Source organism: Spongiivirga citrea (assembly GCF_010671565.1).
Taxonomy (GTDB): domain Bacteria; phylum Bacteroidota; class Bacteroidia; order Flavobacteriales; family Flavobacteriaceae; genus Spongiivirga; species Spongiivirga citrea.
In genome coordinates this window covers 117,416-134,735 of record NZ_JAABOQ010000008.1, presented here as the reverse complement: position 1 = coordinate 134,735, position 17,320 = coordinate 117,416, and the positions used below count along the sequence as shown (strand labels likewise).

Below are 17,320 nucleotides of genomic sequence, written 5' to 3'. Positions count from 1 at the left end.
AAATGAAAAAGACTTTTTTCTTTTCTCTTTACCCTATTCTTTTTTTCATTGCATTACTTTGTTGGCCCTCACTATCGACTGCTCAATCAGCTAAACAAAAAGAACTCCAACAACGACAGGAAAAACTGCAACAAGAGATCAAACAGATCAATAAGTTGTTTTTTGAGGTAAAAAGGGAGTCTAAATCTGTTTTAGAGCGATTAGAAGACATGGACCAAAAGGTAAATGCCTTACAGCGACTTATCCGCGTTAGCAATCAGCAAGCCAATTTATATACCCGAGAAATTGATGAAAATTTAAAAAGTATTGCCAAGCTTCGCTCTGACCTAAGCTCCTTGAAAAATGAGTATGCCGATATGATCAAGCGATCCTACAAAAGCAAATCGGAGCAAAGTAGAATTATGTTTCTATTGTCATCTGAAGATTTTTTGCAGGCCTACAAACGCATGCAATACATGAAGCAATTTACAAGACACCGCAGAAAACAAGGCGAGCAAATAAGCGCTAAAACTGAGGAGCTGCAACTTCTCAATATCGACCTAAAGGAAAAGAAAAAAGAGAAAGAAGCCGTCCTAGCAGAAAATAAGAAGACCCAGAAACAGCTTAAAGACGACCAAAAACAGCAACAAGACTTAATCGCTGTCTTGAAAAAAGATCAGAATCGATATGTTTCAGAAATTAGGAGCAAACAACGGGAGTCTGATAGAATCGATTCTCAACTAAAAGCCCTGATTGCCGAGGCGATTGCAGCTTCAAATAAAAAAGCAGGAAAAACAGGCTCAAAAACCTTCGCTTTAACGCCCGCTGATAAAATCATTGCCGGAAATTTTGTTGCCAATAAAGGTCGATTACCTTGGCCAATTGAAAAAGGGGTTGTTACCCGAAGTTATGGTGTTCAACAGCACCCTATCTTTAAAGGGAATACCATACGTAGCAATGGTCTTCGTATCGCAAGTGAAAAAGGTGCCAAAGCTAGATCAATTTTTGATGGTGAAGTATTACAAGTTCAAGTTCAAAAACGAGGAAATCCTAAAGTCCTAATTCGCCACGGGAATTATATTAGTGTGTATGGTAATCTGCAAAAAGTCTTTGTAAAAAAAGGCGATAAGATTAAAGCGAAACAGGAAATTGGCGAAGTTTTTACAAGTAGAAGTAGTGGTAAAACCGAGCTATACTTTAGTGTCTTTAAAGAATCTTCCACAATGAACCCATCTCCTTGGCTAGCTTCTAAGTAGTTCTCCTGTTAAGCAAATAGGGCTTTTAATTCAGTAGCATCTTCCGGTTTCATTTTTCCAGCTAAAACCAAACTCAATTGCTTTCTGCGTAAAGCAGCTTCATAACGCTCTTTTTCTAAGTCAGTTTCTGGTTTAATTGGTGGTATTGCGATGGGACGACCTGTTTCATCTACGGCTACAAAGGTATAGATAGCTTCATTCGCTTTAGTGCGTGCACCCGACTCGCGATCTTCAGTCCATACATCAATAAAAATTTCCATACTCGACGTAAAGGCGCGACTAACTTTTGCCTCGACAGTTACTACACTTCCTAATGGAATCGCGCGATTAAATGCCACATGATTTACCGATGCTGTTACCACAATTCGTCTTGAGTGACGTCTTGCCGCTATACTTGCTGCACGATCCATTCGGGCAAGCAATTCGCCACCAAAAAGATTATTTAGCGGATTGGTTTCACTTGGTAAAACAAGGTCGGTAAGTATGGCTTGGGACTCGCTTGGTGTTTTGGCTTCCATTCAAAAAATAATTTTGGCAAAGATAGGATTTCGACACTACTTCACTCAAACGTTCATACTACTTCCTACCTCAAGCAATGTTAAATCTTTTTTCGCAATTTTGAACTTGTTTTTTGCCTCTTCTTTGTCAATTTCTATATAACCAAATGTATCATAGTGAATACCTAATACACGATCACATTCGACAAAATCAGATGCAATCACAGCGTCATCTATTCCCATAGTAAAGTTGTCACCTATTGGGAAAACAGCCAAGTCTAATTTGGTCTGTATAGGAATGAGTTTCATATCCATTGTAAGCGCAGTATCCCCAGCAATGTAAATATTCTTATCTGCTTCTATTACAAATCCACCTGGTTGACCACCATAGGTGCCATCACCAAATGAAGAGGTATGAACCGCATTTACATATTTTACTTTTCCGAAATCGAAGTTCCAAGCTCCACCATGATTCATAGGATGAACTTTGTGTTCTTTTGCTTGATAATACATTGCAATTTCATAATTAGAAACTATAATGGCTCCTGTTTGCTTTGCTAGCGCATCGACATCCGCTGTATGATCAAAATGTGCATGAGTTACCAAGATGAAATCAGCTTTTAGATCCTCTAGTCTAATCTTGTCCTTAGCAAGTGGATTTTCGGTAATAAAAGGATCGACAATAATATGTTTATCTCCTATTTCTAATCCTAAACAGCCATGTCCGTATGCAGTAAGTTTCATAATTTATCTGAATTTAAGCTTCAATTTACAAAAATGAGGAGTAATGTTTTTAGACTGGAAATTGACTTGAAATAAAAAAGTACCTCAATTGATAAGAGATGCTTTTATATAGTATTACGAAAATATTTTTTTATGATTCTTCAGGCGCATTATTATCTGTTGTCTCAGTCGAAATAGTAGCCGCTGTAACAGAACTATCATAGGCATTATCATATTGCTCCAAAAGGTTCATTGTTGCCGTAATCAAATCTTGTGTTTCTTGAAGTAAGCCAAAATATAAGGTGGTGTTTTTCGGACTTGACTCTTCCGTACGTGTTCGTTGAATTTGCTTGTTGATTTTGTCGGAAACCTGATCGAGAAGCTTTTGTTTTTGATCGATTATAGCAGCAATATTGTGGAATTCTCTGGTCTCGAAGGTTTGTTGAATATCCGTAAAAAGCTCATTCAAATTTCCTTCAATTTCTTTTAACTCTTTTATTTGATTAAAGCGAAGGTTTTTGTGGTTGTTATTCACATGCTTAAAACTAGCCTTGCTTATATATTCCAACGATTGGGTCATGTCTTGCAAGTAACCTAGGGTGGTGATGTAAAACTGACTGGCTCCATCACTAGACTCATCTAAATTCTTGATGAAATAATAAATGTTATCCCTAAGTTCATCGACCTCCACATTAAGTTTGGTGATGCCTTTTTTGTTCTTTTTCAATCGTGAAAGATCTTGCCTTGCCAGACTATCGAGTGAAGTGCTGTATATTTTATTTCCTCGTTTTACTACAGAAGAAATATTGGCTGCGCTTTCCTGAATAACTCCTTGAATTGAGCTACTCTCTGCCTTTTGTAGGCTGCTCTCTGTTCGTATTTCTTTGCTTTTCCTTCTGTGATTAAGAAAATTGCGAGTCAAGAAAAAGCCCGCTAATAATAGCAACCCAATAATGCCCGGAAGCTTTAAAAAGTATATTGCCGCGGCCATTACACTAGCAGCAACAAAGGCACTGATTGCAGTAAAAAACCATCCTCCAATAACATTAAGTACCCCAGCAACGCGATACACTGCACTTTCTGTGCCCCAAGCTCGGTCGGCAAGCGAGGTTCCCATTGTTACCATAAAAGTAACATAGGTAGTCGAAAGGGGTAATTTCATTGATGTTGCGATGGAAATAAGCACACTAGCAATCATAAGATTGACTGATGCACGAACCATATCGAAGGCAGGAGCATCTTCCTTTTTAGCTCTAGAAATGGGAATTTGCTGAAATTGTTTATCCGCAAATTTCTTGAAGCCATTAGGTGTGACTTTATCAATAGTGTAGTTCGCATTCACAAAAAAGCGAACAAATACTCTTGAAAGGTAATTGGGTTCAAAGCGCTCGCTTCCTTCTTCTTGTCTTGCAAGATCGACTGATGTTTTTACCACAGCTTTTGCCTTACTCGAAAACCAAAGTGTAAGTACCATAATAAGGCCTGCTGCCAATAACAAAATAGGCTTTGTTGCAACCGCTCCAGCCAGTCCTTCCATGCTGTAAGTTGTTGGATCTGGTGATCCTGCAAGTGTCCAGCCTTCATATGAATTAAAAGCAGCAATTGGCACACCAATAAAGTTAACTAAGTCGTTACCCGCAAATGCCATGGCAAGCGCGAACGTGCCCAGTATGATGATTATTTTATAAATATTGAGCTTGAAAAACTGAATAAGAATAAATGAAACAACGGTCCAAAAAGCAAAATTAATTCCAATAGTTCCTAGTACATTCCCACTTACAAATTCCTTAATGTCTTCTGACATGAAAGATGCATTTTTAAAACCTTTGATTAAAAGGAAATAAACAATGGATGTTACTGCAATACCGCTAAATACAGAACCAAATAAAGCAGGTAATTTCTCAAACTTAAAAGAAAGTATTAAACGGGATATAAATTGGACAACCGCCCCTATGGTAAAAGCAATAAACACGGAGAGGAGTATTCCTAGGATTATTTCTAAGGCCTTATCGGAATTAATATAATTACCTAGAGCTAAGAAAGATTCACTGTCATTAGAAGCAATTTTTATGACTGCCACACAAACTGCAGCACCCAACAATTCAAAAACAATAGATACTGTGGTAGACGTAGGCAATCCCATGGTGTTGAAAAAGTCCAACAATAGGATATCCGTAAGCATAACTGCCAAGAAAATCACCATAATCTCGCTGAACATAAATTGCCCGGGAACGAAAATCCCCTTTCGGGCAACTTCCATCATGCCACTAGAGGACAGTGCCCCAAAGGCAACCCCAATACTGGCAACGATCATAATGGTTTTAAAGGAAACTGCCCTGGACCCAATGGCAGAATTTAAGAAGTTAACTGCGTCGTTACTGACACCAACTACAAGATCAATTATTGCTAAGGTTACCAAGGCAACCAACATGAAAATATAGATACTCTCCATCAAAAAAAATATGAGGATAAATGTCTTATTAAAATTTCAGCAGTATGTTACCATAATGTTATGTTATACTGAGAAAAGCACATCCCTATGTTAACATCAAATTTGGTCAAAATCACCTGTAATCATAAGCCATAGTGGCTCAGTGAAATTACAATTCTCAGGGTATCATAAATGGACGTTAAGATAACATCAATTGTTATCGTAATACATTGATTTAGAGTAGTTTATGTTTTTAATGTAAATTTAATGTTACCAAATTGTTTCAAAATAGGTAAATTAATGTTATGTTTGTAATGTAATTATTAATTCAAATCCTACTTAATATGAAAAAGATACTCACTTTAGTCGCTTTAGCTTGTATCACTTTTTCTTTTGCCCAAAAGAAGAAGACACTCAAACTAAACAAAGACACAAATTTAATAGAAGCTGCATTATTTCATGACAATGGTGTCATGAGTCAAGAAGGCACCTATAATATTCAAGGTAAATTAGAAGGTACTTGGACAAGCTACAATCAATTTGGCAAGAAAACTGCTGTTGGAGAATATACGAATGGCGTTAAAACTGGAAAATGGTTTTTCTGGGCAGATAACACTTTAAAAGAAGTTGATTACGATAACAATCGTATTGCCAAAGTAAGCCTTTGGAAAAATGAAGAAAAGCAAGTAGTCGCAATACGCGATTAAAAAATATTCCTTAATTACGCAAAATGCCCGATAGTTTTCCTATCGGGCATTTTTATTTTATGGCAATTCATGAGTATTCCAAATCAGAAAAGCGCTTACTTTCGTAAACGCTTTTCCTAGGTAAGTATTTGTATGATTAATACAAAAAACTATTTCCTTTTATAAACAAACTCTAATTCAAATAAGTTTCTTAATTACCTGTTGCCCAAGCAAAAGTTGCTACGTCAACTGCTGTACCATTAAATACATCATCATTTACTGAAGTTAATGGAGTCCCGTCAACAATAACATTCGCAACTGGCCCCATGTCTTTCATATCTACATTGGTAGCGTAGTTTGTTAAGAGTACATTGGTCATAGTAGCACCAGAGTTCTTCTTAAACTGTAATGCAATCCCTTCGTTAACTTCCGTAACCGCAGTGAAATTGGCGATAGTTGGATTTCCATTGGCCCCATCAGCTTCGATAGCTGTAGAGAAACCAGAAATCGTATGTGACACATAGGTATTGGTTAAAGTACCATTCCACCCTTCTGTCCAATCAACTGAATCGTCTTCATTATTCTCAGAGTAAAAGTTAGTCACAGAAACAGTTCCTCCAAAGAACTCAACACCATCATCTTTTCCATCGATAGCAGCTACCCATTCTATTGACGTTCCTGAACCAACAGCGTACAATGTCAATCCGTTATACTGTGATTCTGGGTTAATTTGTGCCCCAGCATATCGGATAATCAAATAACGAATAGAACCTGAATTATCTGCATCATTAGTTCCACCATATGTAATTTGACCTACCTCAGCAGTAGCATTAGCACCTTCAGTAGTCGTAGCATCACCTGCAATTACAAGTCCACCCCAAGTACCAGGGGTTTCCGTTGCCGAAGTCATTTCAACTGGCATTGCAGCTGTACCTTGCACGTTAATTTGTGCACCTTTTTGAATAACAATATAGGTACTTGTTTCGTCTCCTGATTCTACATCTGCTGTAATCTTCGTTCCAGCAGGAATTGTCAAAGTAGTACCTGCTTCCATACTTAAAGTTCCTTTTAAGAAATAGGAAATTGAAGCATCCAGCGTAAGGTCTGAAGTTTGACTACCGCCTATTACCTGCGTTGATACTTGATTTGTACTATTTACCCAATCGAATAAAGCCGCATCAACCGTTGCCGGAGCAACATAACTCAATGCTGGGTTCGAAGTTTCCCCGTCAATGGTAACATTAGTCAAAGCGCCATTGTCCTTATAGTCAATTGATGTGGTATAACCTTGTAATGATAAGCCGGTTATTGTTGCGCCCGATTCTTTTTTAAATTGAAGTGCAAGACCACCAACTGATGATACCGCAGTCAGATTTACTAAAGATGGGTTTCCGTTATTCCCATCTGCTTCAACAGCAGTAGAGAAACCATCTTCAGTGTGGATAATATAAGCATTGGTTAAAGTACCACTCCATCCTTCAGTCCAGTCAACCGAATCATCTTGGTTATTTTCTGAATAGAAGTTTGTCATAGAAACTGTTCCTCCAAAAAACTCAACACCATCATCTTCACCGTTTAGGGTTGCAACGTTTGATATTGTCGTTCCTGAACCAACTGCATAAAGCGTTAGTCCGTTATACTGGGACTCTGCATTAATTTGAGCTCCTGCATTTTTGATAATTAGGTAATTAATAGTTCCTGAATTATCAGTGTCATTAGAACCTCCGTATCTTATTTGACCTATCTCTGCAATAGCATCTGTACCTTCTGTAGTAGTAGCATCTCCAGCAATTACTAATCCTCCCCAATCTCCAGCACTATCATTTGCCGAAGTCATTATAACTGGATTGGCCGCTGTACCTTGTACATTTATTTGCGCTCCTTTTTGAATAACAATATATGTATTGGTTTCACTTCCACTCTGAACAGCAGCAGTTATTGTAGTTCCCGCAGGGATAGTAAGCGTTGCACCAGCCTCTACACTATATGTATTCGTTAATGTATATGCCAGCGATGGATCTAATGTTCTATCTTCAGTTAGTGTTCCTGTAAGGTTCAAATCTTCACTTACACATGGTGTACAAGTACCACCACAGTCAACGCCTGTTTCTGTTCCGTTCTGAATACCATCTGAACAAGAAGCTTCGGCAAGAGGAAGATCATCATCATTACCACAACTGGTTACAATCAATGCTCCTAAAAGTAGCAGCCATACAATTTTTTGGAATTTCATCATTGTTGTTTTCATAGTTTTTTAATTGTTGTTAAAAGAATGTTGGTTTAAAATTTATAACTCAGACCAAGGCTTATCCCTACACCATTGGTGTACGAAAGCACTGTTTCATCTCTTGTAATGCGTTGTGCTGAATCAGGATTTGCCAATACTTCTCCTGGATTTTGCAATATGCTTTGTACCTGCTTTACTGTAGGATTTAATAAATTCTTTCCTGTAAAAGTTGCTTTCCAGTGCTTCCCAAATTCTTTGCTTATTACAGCATCTAACACCACAAAGCCTTTTTCAACAATCGAATCATCATAAAATGCGACACGATTAGCTTGATCTGTAGGTACACCTAAAGCGAATATCTTGTCCGATGCGAAATTTGCCGATAATGATGCAGCAAACGGATTTTCACCCTCAGTGTTAAAGTTTAAGCTTGTATTAAAAATCCAATCAGACGCTCCTTGCAAATCAGTCTCGGTATTATCGCCATACTTAAATGTTCTTAACAAGGTGCCATCTTCATCTGTAACATCTTTTAGATCTTGAGTATGCCACATACGCGTTGCATTAAATACCATATTCAATCCGTACCCAGTATTATTTCCCTCTTCATCTTGATTAGGACTAATAAGGTCAATTTTGGTTTCAGCTTCTAAACCGAACACCTCTGCCTTTTCTGCTGAATTGAAATACGAAAACACACCCGCCGAACCTCGATCACGAACTCGGTTAATTGGGTCCTTAATGTCTTTGTAGAACGCTGCAAGGGATACTAACTGGCCTGCTGATGGGAAATACTCCCATTTAAGATCGTAATTCAAATCCGTTGATGCTTGAACATCCACATTACCACGAGTTACTTGTCCTGTTGGAGAAACATATTCAAAAGGAGACACCTCTTTAAATTCAGGAAGTGTAATCGTTCTACTAACCGCAAAACGGAAAGCATGCTTTTCATTTAATGAATACTTAGTGCTAAACGTTGGATACACATTATTGTAGTTTTGAATGCTCTCACCAACTCTAGGGAATAAGTTTCCGATATCGTATGTTACATTAATATCGTCTTCTTGCCAACGCAATCCACCATTAAAATTCCATTTTCCAAAGCCAACATTAACATTAGTAAAAATCGCTTTCGACTCTAACTCACCATCGTAAATATCTCGTCTTCTACCACGCGCATTTAAACCTAATAAGTTGATCTCTAATAGTTCGTTTTGGAAGTTAGGAAGTTGAAAAATTGCGCCTAAATCATCTATTGATGTTGGATTAATTGCATTTGTAGAAGTCTCTTCTACCCCAACGAATTCTGAGCTAAATTCACGTGCTTTATTTCTATAAGCTCCACCAACTTCAATTTTAAAAGTGTTGTTTTCTTCTTCAATGACATTGAAAATATCTTTTATACGAGCATTGTACTCTACATCTTCAATTTTTTGACTTGACTTACGCTGTTGGAATCCACCATTTCTACCTAATTGAACTAATGTTCCATTCGGGTCGAAATTGACTTCGTTTCTGATTCGATTAGGTTCATCAGCTTCTAAAAAGTTGAAACTTCCCGCCCATTCTAATGTGTTTTTTTCACTAAGACGATGTGTTCCCAAAAGTTGATTTACAACAACGTTTGTTTGCTTAGTATTCTGATCTCTTATGAATTGAAAAAGCCCTTCTGCTGGATTTGTTTCCTCGAAAATTGTGGCCTCTCCATTTCGTCCTCCTTCGAAAACCTCGTCATTCAATTTATTGATGAAGAAGAAGGTATATTTTAACTTATTTCTATCGTTGATGAAATAAGTTGCATCACCTAACAAGGTGTTCGTAATCTTCTTATTGTAAGTAGTTGCATCCGTAATCGTATCATCAATAAAGTTTGATCTAAATTGACGGAACAATCCTTTTCTGTATTCGTAAGATTGAGAATGAGATGCAGTTAATAATAAAGAAAGCTTTTCTTTCAATCTGTATCCAGCAGTAACAGAGGCTGAATAGTTTATCGGGTTATCTTGATTAACCGTATTCCAACTTTGCTGCGTAATTTGCTGCAATATTGGACGTTGCTGCTTGTAAAAGCCAAAATTCGCATCGTTCAGGTTAGGAGATACTTTAAAATTATCGTACACACCGTTTTGCGCAACATTGGTGTTTATTCCAGAACTTACACTTGCTGATAATTCAGATTGACCAGCTAAGGTTCTTGAAACAATATCAACATTTCCTGAAGCTTGATCTGCCGACGATTCTACAGCAAATGTTTTACTTATACCTACATTTTGAATAACCTTTGTAGGAAATAATGAAAGATCGATATTCTTTTTATCGACATCATCTGAAGGAATTGGCAAGCCGTTTAAGGTAGTTGCCAAATAACGATCTCCTAGTCCGCGTACAAAAACATCTCCTGAGCCTTCGCTTGACGCAACTCCTGAAATTTTTGTGGTTGCAGAGGCAGCATCAGAAACACCAACCTTTGCCAGTTGTTTTGCGCCAATACTCTCTTTTATTTGAACGGCTTTTTTCTGCTCTAACAGCAATGCCACTTGTGAATCTTTTCTAGCAACTGGAGCAGATAATATAACCTCATCCAGGCTTACTGCACTTGATCCAATACCGGTATTAACTTCCGTTACCTTACCAGCTTCAACCACAACATTTGGTACTTCTAAGGTTTCATACCCAACGAAACTAACTACAACAGTATAGGTTCCTGGCTCCAAGCCTTCGATAGTAAAAAGTCCATCAAAGTCAGTTTGGGCACCTTTAGTCGTGCCTTTAATGACAACTGTTGCAAAAGGTAAAGGATCGTTATTCATGTCCTTGTCTGTTATCTTTCCGGCAATACCTCCGGTTTGTGCAAGTGCAAATGATGTTACAAACAACATCAGAGTGATTAATTTAATTTTCATATTAAGTATTACAAATAATTACCGCTGCAAAGAAACCGTGATACTGTAAAGCGTTGGTTAACCAAAAATGAAGTATCAGTAATAAAACAGTTATCTAAATGTTACTAACTCGGGCTTCTTTTTTCAATCTGGAAACAATTTCCTAACACAACAAATACTATCTTGTGCCAATCAATATGTTACTATGAATTGGGAAGCTCTCCTATCACTTAAGCGCTTTGGCGATACACACAAAAGACTTCGAATTGAACAAGATGAAACCCGGCTTGGTTTTGAGGTAGATTATGACCGAATTATATTTTCGCAAGCCTTTAGAAGTCTTCAAGACAAAACACAGGTAATCCCGTTATCTAAGACTGATTTTGTACATACTAGACTTACACATAGCCTTGAAGTATCGGTTGTCGGACGATCATTAGGTCGTATCGTCGGAAAGCAATTATTAGAGCGTCATCCGCAATTGAAAAAAACACATGGCTACCAGTTTAATGACTTTGGAGCGATTGTAGCCGCTGCCGCATTATCGCATGATATCGGGAACCCCCCTTTTGGACATAGTGGTGAAAAAGCAATTGGTGAATACTTTAAATCGGGGAACGGGAAGCAGTTTAAAAATCGATTAACTGATAAAGAATATCAGGACTTAATTGACTTTGAAGGAAATGCAAATGGGTTTAAGATTTTAACTGAATCTAGGCAAGGAATAGAAGGTGGGCTGCGTTTGAGTTATGCCACTTTAGGAGCTTTTACAAAATATCCTAAAGAATCATTACCGATAAAACCGACCAAGCATATTGTCGATAAGAAATTTGGCTTTTTTCAATCGGAAAAAGAAGCTTTCGTCGACGTAGCAAATGAGCTGGGCCTAAATCAAACTAGAAAAGGAAAAGATATTAGTTTTAGTCGCCATCCTCTAACTTTTTTGGTCGAAGCTGCTGACGATATTTGTTACACAATCATCGATTTTGAAGATGGAATCAATCTTGGTTTAGTTGATGAAAGTTATGCCCTAGAATATCTGATTAATTTGGTTCGAGACACCATCAATATAAAAAAGTACAATGCCTTAAAGTTTAAAGAAGATCGATTGAGCTACCTACGTGCTTTATCAATTAGTACGTTAATTAATGAAGCCGTTCGAGTCTTTTTAGACAACGAAAATGCCATTTTAAACGGTGATTTTGATGTTGCACTAATCGATAAATGTCGATTTGAACCGCAGATAAATGACATTATTAAATTGAGTGTTGAAAATATTTACCAGTCAAATGAGGTCATCGAAAAAGAGGTAGCAGGCTACAAAATGTTGAATAGTCTACTTGATGTTTTTGTAAATGCAATCGTCAATAATAGTGAAGGCAAGGCCCATAATTACGACAAGCTTATTCTGAAACTGCTTCCTGCTTCTTTAAACGTTGAAGGCAATTCACCTTATAAAAACCTATTGGATGTTTGTTGTTATATCGCAAGTTTAACCGATGGACGAGCGCTGCAGTTATACAAACAGATTAATGGAGAGATTGGGTAAAGTTTTTAATTGAAAGTGATTTTAAAACTCGTTCCAACGTTGACTTCACTTTCTACTGCTATGGTACCACCTAAACTTTCTATTTGATTTTTGGTAATGAATAGTCCAATACCCTTAGCATCATTATTTCCATGAAATGTTTTATACATACCAAATAAATTTTTGCCATGCTTCTTAAGGTCAATTCCAATCCCATTATCAGAAACTTTAAGACTCAATTTTCCATTCTCATAAATGGTCTCGAGTATTATTTCTGGATTTCGATCGGCGTGCTTATACTTTAATCCGTTAGAAATTAGATTAAGTAATATACTTTCTAGATAGGCGGGGTTATGATCAACAAAGATCTCTGAAGAGACTTTGTTGGTTATTATAGCATTTTTTTTATCGATCTCTCCTTTTAAAACACTGACTGTATTTACGATACAATTTGATAAGCTTATTTTTTCAAGCCCCTTATTCAAGTTCGTTTGTATAGAAACTACTTTGTTTAAATGCGCTATTGTTTCAGAAAGAGATTCTGATACTTTTTTTAGATGATTGACCATTTCTAATTTCTCCTCCGAACTATCAGCTTCATCTACTAAATCTAAAAGCATTTCAAAATTGCCGGAATGTGAACGCAAATTATGTGAAACGATATGGGCAAAATTGGTTAATCTATTATTTTGATCTTCAATAATGTCAATTTTTGTGCGTGCTTCAAGCTCCCTTTGTTTTTGAAGACTAATATCGGAATGTGTGCCAATAACTCTAAGCGGATTTCCAGATGAATCCCATTCAATAACCTTCCCTCTATCTAAAATCCATTTATAATGCCCATCTTTACATAGAATCCTATGCTCATTAAAGTAGTAGGGTGTTTTACCATCAAAATGATTGTGCATATCATCATAGTAAGATGCTCTATCCTCTGGATGAACTTTACTATTCCAATCGTCTGAAGTATTTTTTAACTCATCTGGTTGATAACCTAATAAGGCTTTAGACTCATTAGAATAAAATACTTTGTCTGTCTTTACATTCCAGTCCCATAATCCGTCCTTAGTACTTTCCATAGCAAGCTGAAGTCTTTGCTTGCTTTCATAAAGATCAACCTCAATTAATTTACGATCTGTAATATCCATCATACAACCATTCCATAAGTAGCTACCGTCTGACAGCTTTTCTGGTCGACCATGTCCTCTTAACCATTTAAGGCCTTGTCTCGGTAAAACTACCCTATAATCATAATCCCAACTTTCTAAGGTTTCCATTGATTTCTTAATGACCTTATAAAAGGTTTTTTCATCATCGGGATGCAATCTTTCAAACACAGGAGTAGCATCTTGTTTTATTTGGTCGGGAGTTAAATCTAGAATACTTATTAAACCAGCACTAGCAAAAGGAAAACAAGAATGCTTTTTGTCGGGGAAATATTGAAATTGAAAAATTAACCCCCCAACATCTTTAAATGCTTTTTGCATGGCGCTTTGGCCTTCAACAAAAGGTCCTCTAGTATCTTTAATTGCTAAACTCATAATTTGGGGTTTTGTTTAACTACAATGGAATACACGAATATTCGAATTTAAGATTGATAAATCTACTTTAAGTATATTATAAAGCAAATATATCGATTAAATGTTTATTTTTATCGTTTATGTGTATTTATTTAATAATTTTTTTATGCTTATTGTGTAGCTATATAATGTTGAATGCTAAACAAAATGATCAATTTAAGTGATTAGATTTTATCCCACTCTCCAATTAATCCGAATAATAATTGCAAGAAGTGCAATACAAATATGTGAAGAATTTTATCGTATTATGCTTAATAAACACTGATAGTCAAAAAAACCATACACACCAAAGCAAGTATTACAACTAGCCGAAATACGAATTTTAAGTATTTATCATATCCCAGTTGTCCAACACCTAAAAATGCTAATACTAATGCTGTTGGATTAATGATATTAAAAACACCATGCCCTAGTTGATATGCACTAACGATATGCTCTCGGCCTATCCCGACGGTATCGGCCAAAGGTGCCATAATTGGCATTGTTAATACAGCAGTACCTGAGGTTGAAGAAACGAAAAAAGCAATTACGTTGTATATCCCGAAAAGTACATTAATAAAAAGCCCTTTTCCCATATCATTAGTCAGGTCACTAGCATAAAATAAAATGGTATCGCTAATCATACCGTCAGCCATGAGAATGGAAATACCTCGTGCGAGACCTATAATAAATGCAACGCCTAACAATTCGCCAGCACCTTTTGTAAATGCCTTTACAAATTGGGATTCCTTCATTCGATAAATAATAGCAACGATTATAGCACTAAATAGAAACAAGGATGTCATTTCTACAAACCACCAATCTAATGCCGAGACTCCTATAACCATAACCACAAAACTCAAGGTGAAAACTGTCAAAATCAGTCTTAGTTTTCCAGTTAGCTTTAATGTACTTCCTTCATTCGATGTCCCGAATAGTTGTTGCAATTGCTCTCGTTGGTCATACACCACCGATTTTGTAGGATCCTTGCGAACTTTTCGAGCATAACGCAATAGAAATACAATCGTAATTGTAATACAAATCACAAACATCATAATTCGCCCTTCAAGACCAGAGGTCCATTTTATTCCGGCTGCATCCGAAGCTATAATTGTGGCAAACGGATTAGTTGTCGATGTCATTGTACCTATTTGCGAACCTAAAAACACACTAGCAATTGCCACCATAGCATCATACTTAGCCGCGAGGAAAACTGGAATTAAAATGGGTAAAAAAGCGATTGCCTCTTCCGCAAAACCAAAAGTTGTACCGGCCAAACCAATAAGAAAAGTGGTACTGATAATTAAAATTGCTTCGCGACCCTTCAAAAATTCTGAAAGCCATGAAATACCAGCGCTAAAAGCGCCTGTTTTTTCAACAATACCGACCAAGCCCCCAATAATGAGTACCAAAAAAATAATATCGGCAGTTTCGATAATTCCTTTTATCGGCGCTTTTACAAATTCAAAAAAACCTTGAGGTTCTGCATCGACTGATTTATAGGTATCAGGAATACTAATAGGTTTATAAATGGCACCCGAAGTAAAATTTTGTAAAGGGATTTTTACATCAAGTTTTGCCAAGCTTTCTTGGGTAGCTGGAAGTTTTTCTGTAGTATCTACTCCAGTTATCACGAAAACTTTTTCGTCAGCATTGTACAACAAAGAATCGTATTTTCCCGATGGAATTAGCCAAGTTAGAATCGCCACAAATGCCGAGATCACTAATAAAATTGTTTGCGCTGATGGGAATTTTTTCATGGTTTTAATCTATGGTGCTGAAATTAATATTTTGTTCCCTAATAATTATTAATCGTTTGATTTAATCCTGAGACTTCACTTTTTCAATCACTTTGTCAACACAGTTTATTCCGTCGATAGCCGCAGAAATAATCCCACCAGCATAGCCCGCACCTTCGGCGCATGGATATAATCCTTTTACTTCTATATGCTCTAATGTTTCAGGATCACGGGGGATTGATATGGGAGACGAAGTCCTACTTTCTGGAGCATGTAATACGGCATCATTAGTAAGGTAACCTTTCATTTTCCTGCCATACGCCATAAAAGCTTTTTTCAATCTTTTTGCGATAAGTGGTGGCAAAACGGTGTTCAAATCTACAGACACAATACCCGGTTGATAGGACGTTTTTGGAAAATCCTTAGATACTCTTCCATCTATAAAATCTCTCATACGTTGTGCTGGAACTGCCTGTGTTTTTCCCGCCGCTTCCCAACAATCGCGCTCTACTTTCTTCTGGAAATCGAGACACACAAAAGGATCACCTTCCTTATAATTAGGTAGATCTTCTGGAGTAACACTTACAACAATTCCTGAATTAGAATAGGGATTATCGCGTTTAGAAGGACTCCAACCATTAGTCACTACTTCTTCTTGTGCTGTTGCACAGGGGGCAATTATCCCTCCTGGGCACATACAAAAAGAATATACTCCCATACCATCTACTTGCTCTACTAAACTATAGGAAGCTGGAGGCAAATACGAATTATCACTATCCCCGTGATATTGAATATGATCTATTAATTCTTGTTGATGTTCTATTCGAACGCCAATAGCAAAGGGTTTTGTTTCTATTTTAATATTCCGTTTATGTAATAGGTAAAAAATATCTCTTGCACTATGTCCAGTAGCCAGAATCACGTTGTCATACTCAAGCCACTCTTCATTATTTAATTGAATAGCTTTGATCGCATTATCCTCCACTTTAAGATCGGTAAGCTTTGTATTGAAACGCACTTCTCCGCCATGATCGATAATCGCCTCCCGCATTGCCACAATAATTTTAGGCAATTTATTAGTTCCAATATGTGGATGCGCATTGACCAAAATATCTTCTACTGCACCAAAATGTACAAACCACTGTAGCGCCTTCAATACATTTCCCCGTTTTTTAGAACGGGTATATAGTTTTCCATCGGAATAGGTGCCTGCTCCTCCTTCGCCAAAACAGTAGTTAGAATCGGGATTTACAATATGATCTTTATTAATCGCTGCAAGATCGCGACGTCTTGCTCGTACATCTTTTCCGCGTTCAAATACAATAGGTTTTAGTCCACCTTCTATTGCTCGTAATGCAGCATACAATCCGGATGGTCCTGCACCGATAATTGCTACTTCTTTTGCATTAGAAACATCCTGAGGCACAAACGGTGGTATATCTGACCGTTCTTCACCAAGCTTCCAAAATTCAATTTGTAACGAGATTTTTACGGGCGATTTCCTAGCGTCAATAGACCGTTTTCTAATGTTCCACTCGCGAACTTCGTCGGTGCGTAATTTTGCTTTTGCCAATGCGGCCTCTGCAATATAATCTTCATCTTCTACTTGATGCGGAAGGACATTTATTTGTACGAGTGTGGACAATAGCTTGATTTAATGTATTTATCAAAACTACATTAATTACATGGAAGTTAGCTACATTTTGAAACTGAGGCTCATTACATTGAACTCAGAGTTGTTTTAAACATTCCTCACGATATTTAACAATTTCTTCTAGGCTCTCTAGGTAATAATCAAATGTCTTTTGAA

11 protein-coding genes are annotated in these 17,320 nt (G+C 37.1%); 3 read left to right on the top strand and 8 right to left on the bottom strand.

Features of this window, described 5'->3' with window-relative positions:
* Positions 1-2 precede the first annotated feature (2 nt).
* Entirely contained in the window at positions 3-1,235 is a 1,233-nt protein-coding gene (locus tag GWK10_RS17450) for a murein hydrolase activator EnvC family protein (protein ID WP_164033686.1), read from the top strand.
* 8 nt (positions 1,236-1,243) lie between these two features.
* Here the strand turns inward: GWK10_RS17450 and GWK10_RS17445 are convergent, their stop codons facing one another.
* The 3 genes from GWK10_RS17445 to GWK10_RS17435 form a co-directional block, all read right to left on the bottom strand.
* Positions 1,244-1,753: an acyl-CoA thioesterase gene (locus GWK10_RS17445; protein WP_164033685.1), complete on the bottom strand. Its 510-nt coding sequence runs from the start codon at positions 1,751-1,753 to the stop codon at positions 1,244-1,246.
* A 45-nt stretch (positions 1,754-1,798) separates the two neighbouring features.
* Entirely contained in the window at positions 1,799-2,476 is a 678-nt protein-coding gene (locus tag GWK10_RS17440; protein ID WP_164033684.1) for a metal-dependent hydrolase, read from the bottom strand.
* A gap of 130 nt (positions 2,477-2,606) precedes the next feature.
* A complete protein-coding gene (locus GWK10_RS17435; protein WP_164033683.1) occupies positions 2,607-4,907 on the bottom strand; it encodes an inorganic phosphate transporter in 2,301 nt (766 codons plus the stop codon).
* Between the two features lie 323 nt (positions 4,908-5,230).
* On the opposite strand from GWK10_RS17435, the gene GWK10_RS17430 reads away from it, so the two are divergent.
* Entirely contained in the window at positions 5,231-5,593 is a 363-nt protein-coding gene (locus GWK10_RS17430) for a toxin-antitoxin system YwqK family antitoxin (RefSeq protein WP_164033682.1), read from the top strand.
* Between the two features lie 190 nt (positions 5,594-5,783).
* Here GWK10_RS17430 and GWK10_RS17425 read toward each other — a convergent pair whose 3' ends face one another.
* Both GWK10_RS17425 and GWK10_RS17420 read right to left on the bottom strand, forming a co-directional pair.
* Positions 5,784-7,820: a hypothetical protein gene (locus GWK10_RS17425; RefSeq protein WP_164033681.1), complete on the bottom strand. Its 2,037-nt coding sequence runs from the start codon at positions 7,818-7,820 to the stop codon at positions 5,784-5,786.
* Positions 7,821-7,852: 32 nt separating this feature from the next.
* Entirely contained in the window at positions 7,853-10,705 is a 2,853-nt protein-coding gene (locus GWK10_RS17420; RefSeq protein WP_164033680.1) for a TonB-dependent receptor, read from the bottom strand.
* Between the two features lie 184 nt (positions 10,706-10,889).
* Here GWK10_RS17420 and GWK10_RS17415 point away from each other — a divergent pair, with 184 nt between their 5' ends.
* Positions 10,890-12,233 carry a deoxyguanosinetriphosphate triphosphohydrolase gene (locus tag GWK10_RS17415; protein WP_164033679.1) on the top strand — a complete coding sequence of 448 codons (1,344 nt, stop codon included), beginning with the start codon at positions 10,890-10,892 and terminating at the stop codon, positions 12,231-12,233.
* A gap of 5 nt (positions 12,234-12,238) precedes the next feature.
* Here the strand turns inward: GWK10_RS17415 and GWK10_RS17410 are convergent, their stop codons facing one another.
* From GWK10_RS17410 to GWK10_RS17400, 3 genes are all read right to left on the bottom strand, one after another.
* Positions 12,239-13,753: a PAS domain-containing sensor histidine kinase gene (locus tag GWK10_RS17410; protein ID WP_164033678.1), complete on the bottom strand. Its 1,515-nt coding sequence runs from the start codon at positions 13,751-13,753 to the stop codon at positions 12,239-12,241.
* A gap of 290 nt (positions 13,754-14,043) precedes the next feature.
* On the bottom strand, positions 14,044-15,531 hold the full coding sequence (locus GWK10_RS17405; protein WP_164033677.1) for a YfcC family protein: 1,488 nt from the start codon (positions 15,529-15,531) through the stop codon (positions 14,044-14,046).
* A gap of 61 nt (positions 15,532-15,592) precedes the next feature.
* Positions 15,593-17,155 carry an NAD(P)/FAD-dependent oxidoreductase gene (locus tag GWK10_RS17400; protein ID WP_164033676.1) on the bottom strand — a complete coding sequence of 521 codons (1,563 nt, stop codon included), beginning with the start codon at positions 17,153-17,155 and terminating at the stop codon, positions 15,593-15,595.
* Positions 17,156-17,320 lie beyond the last annotated feature (165 nt).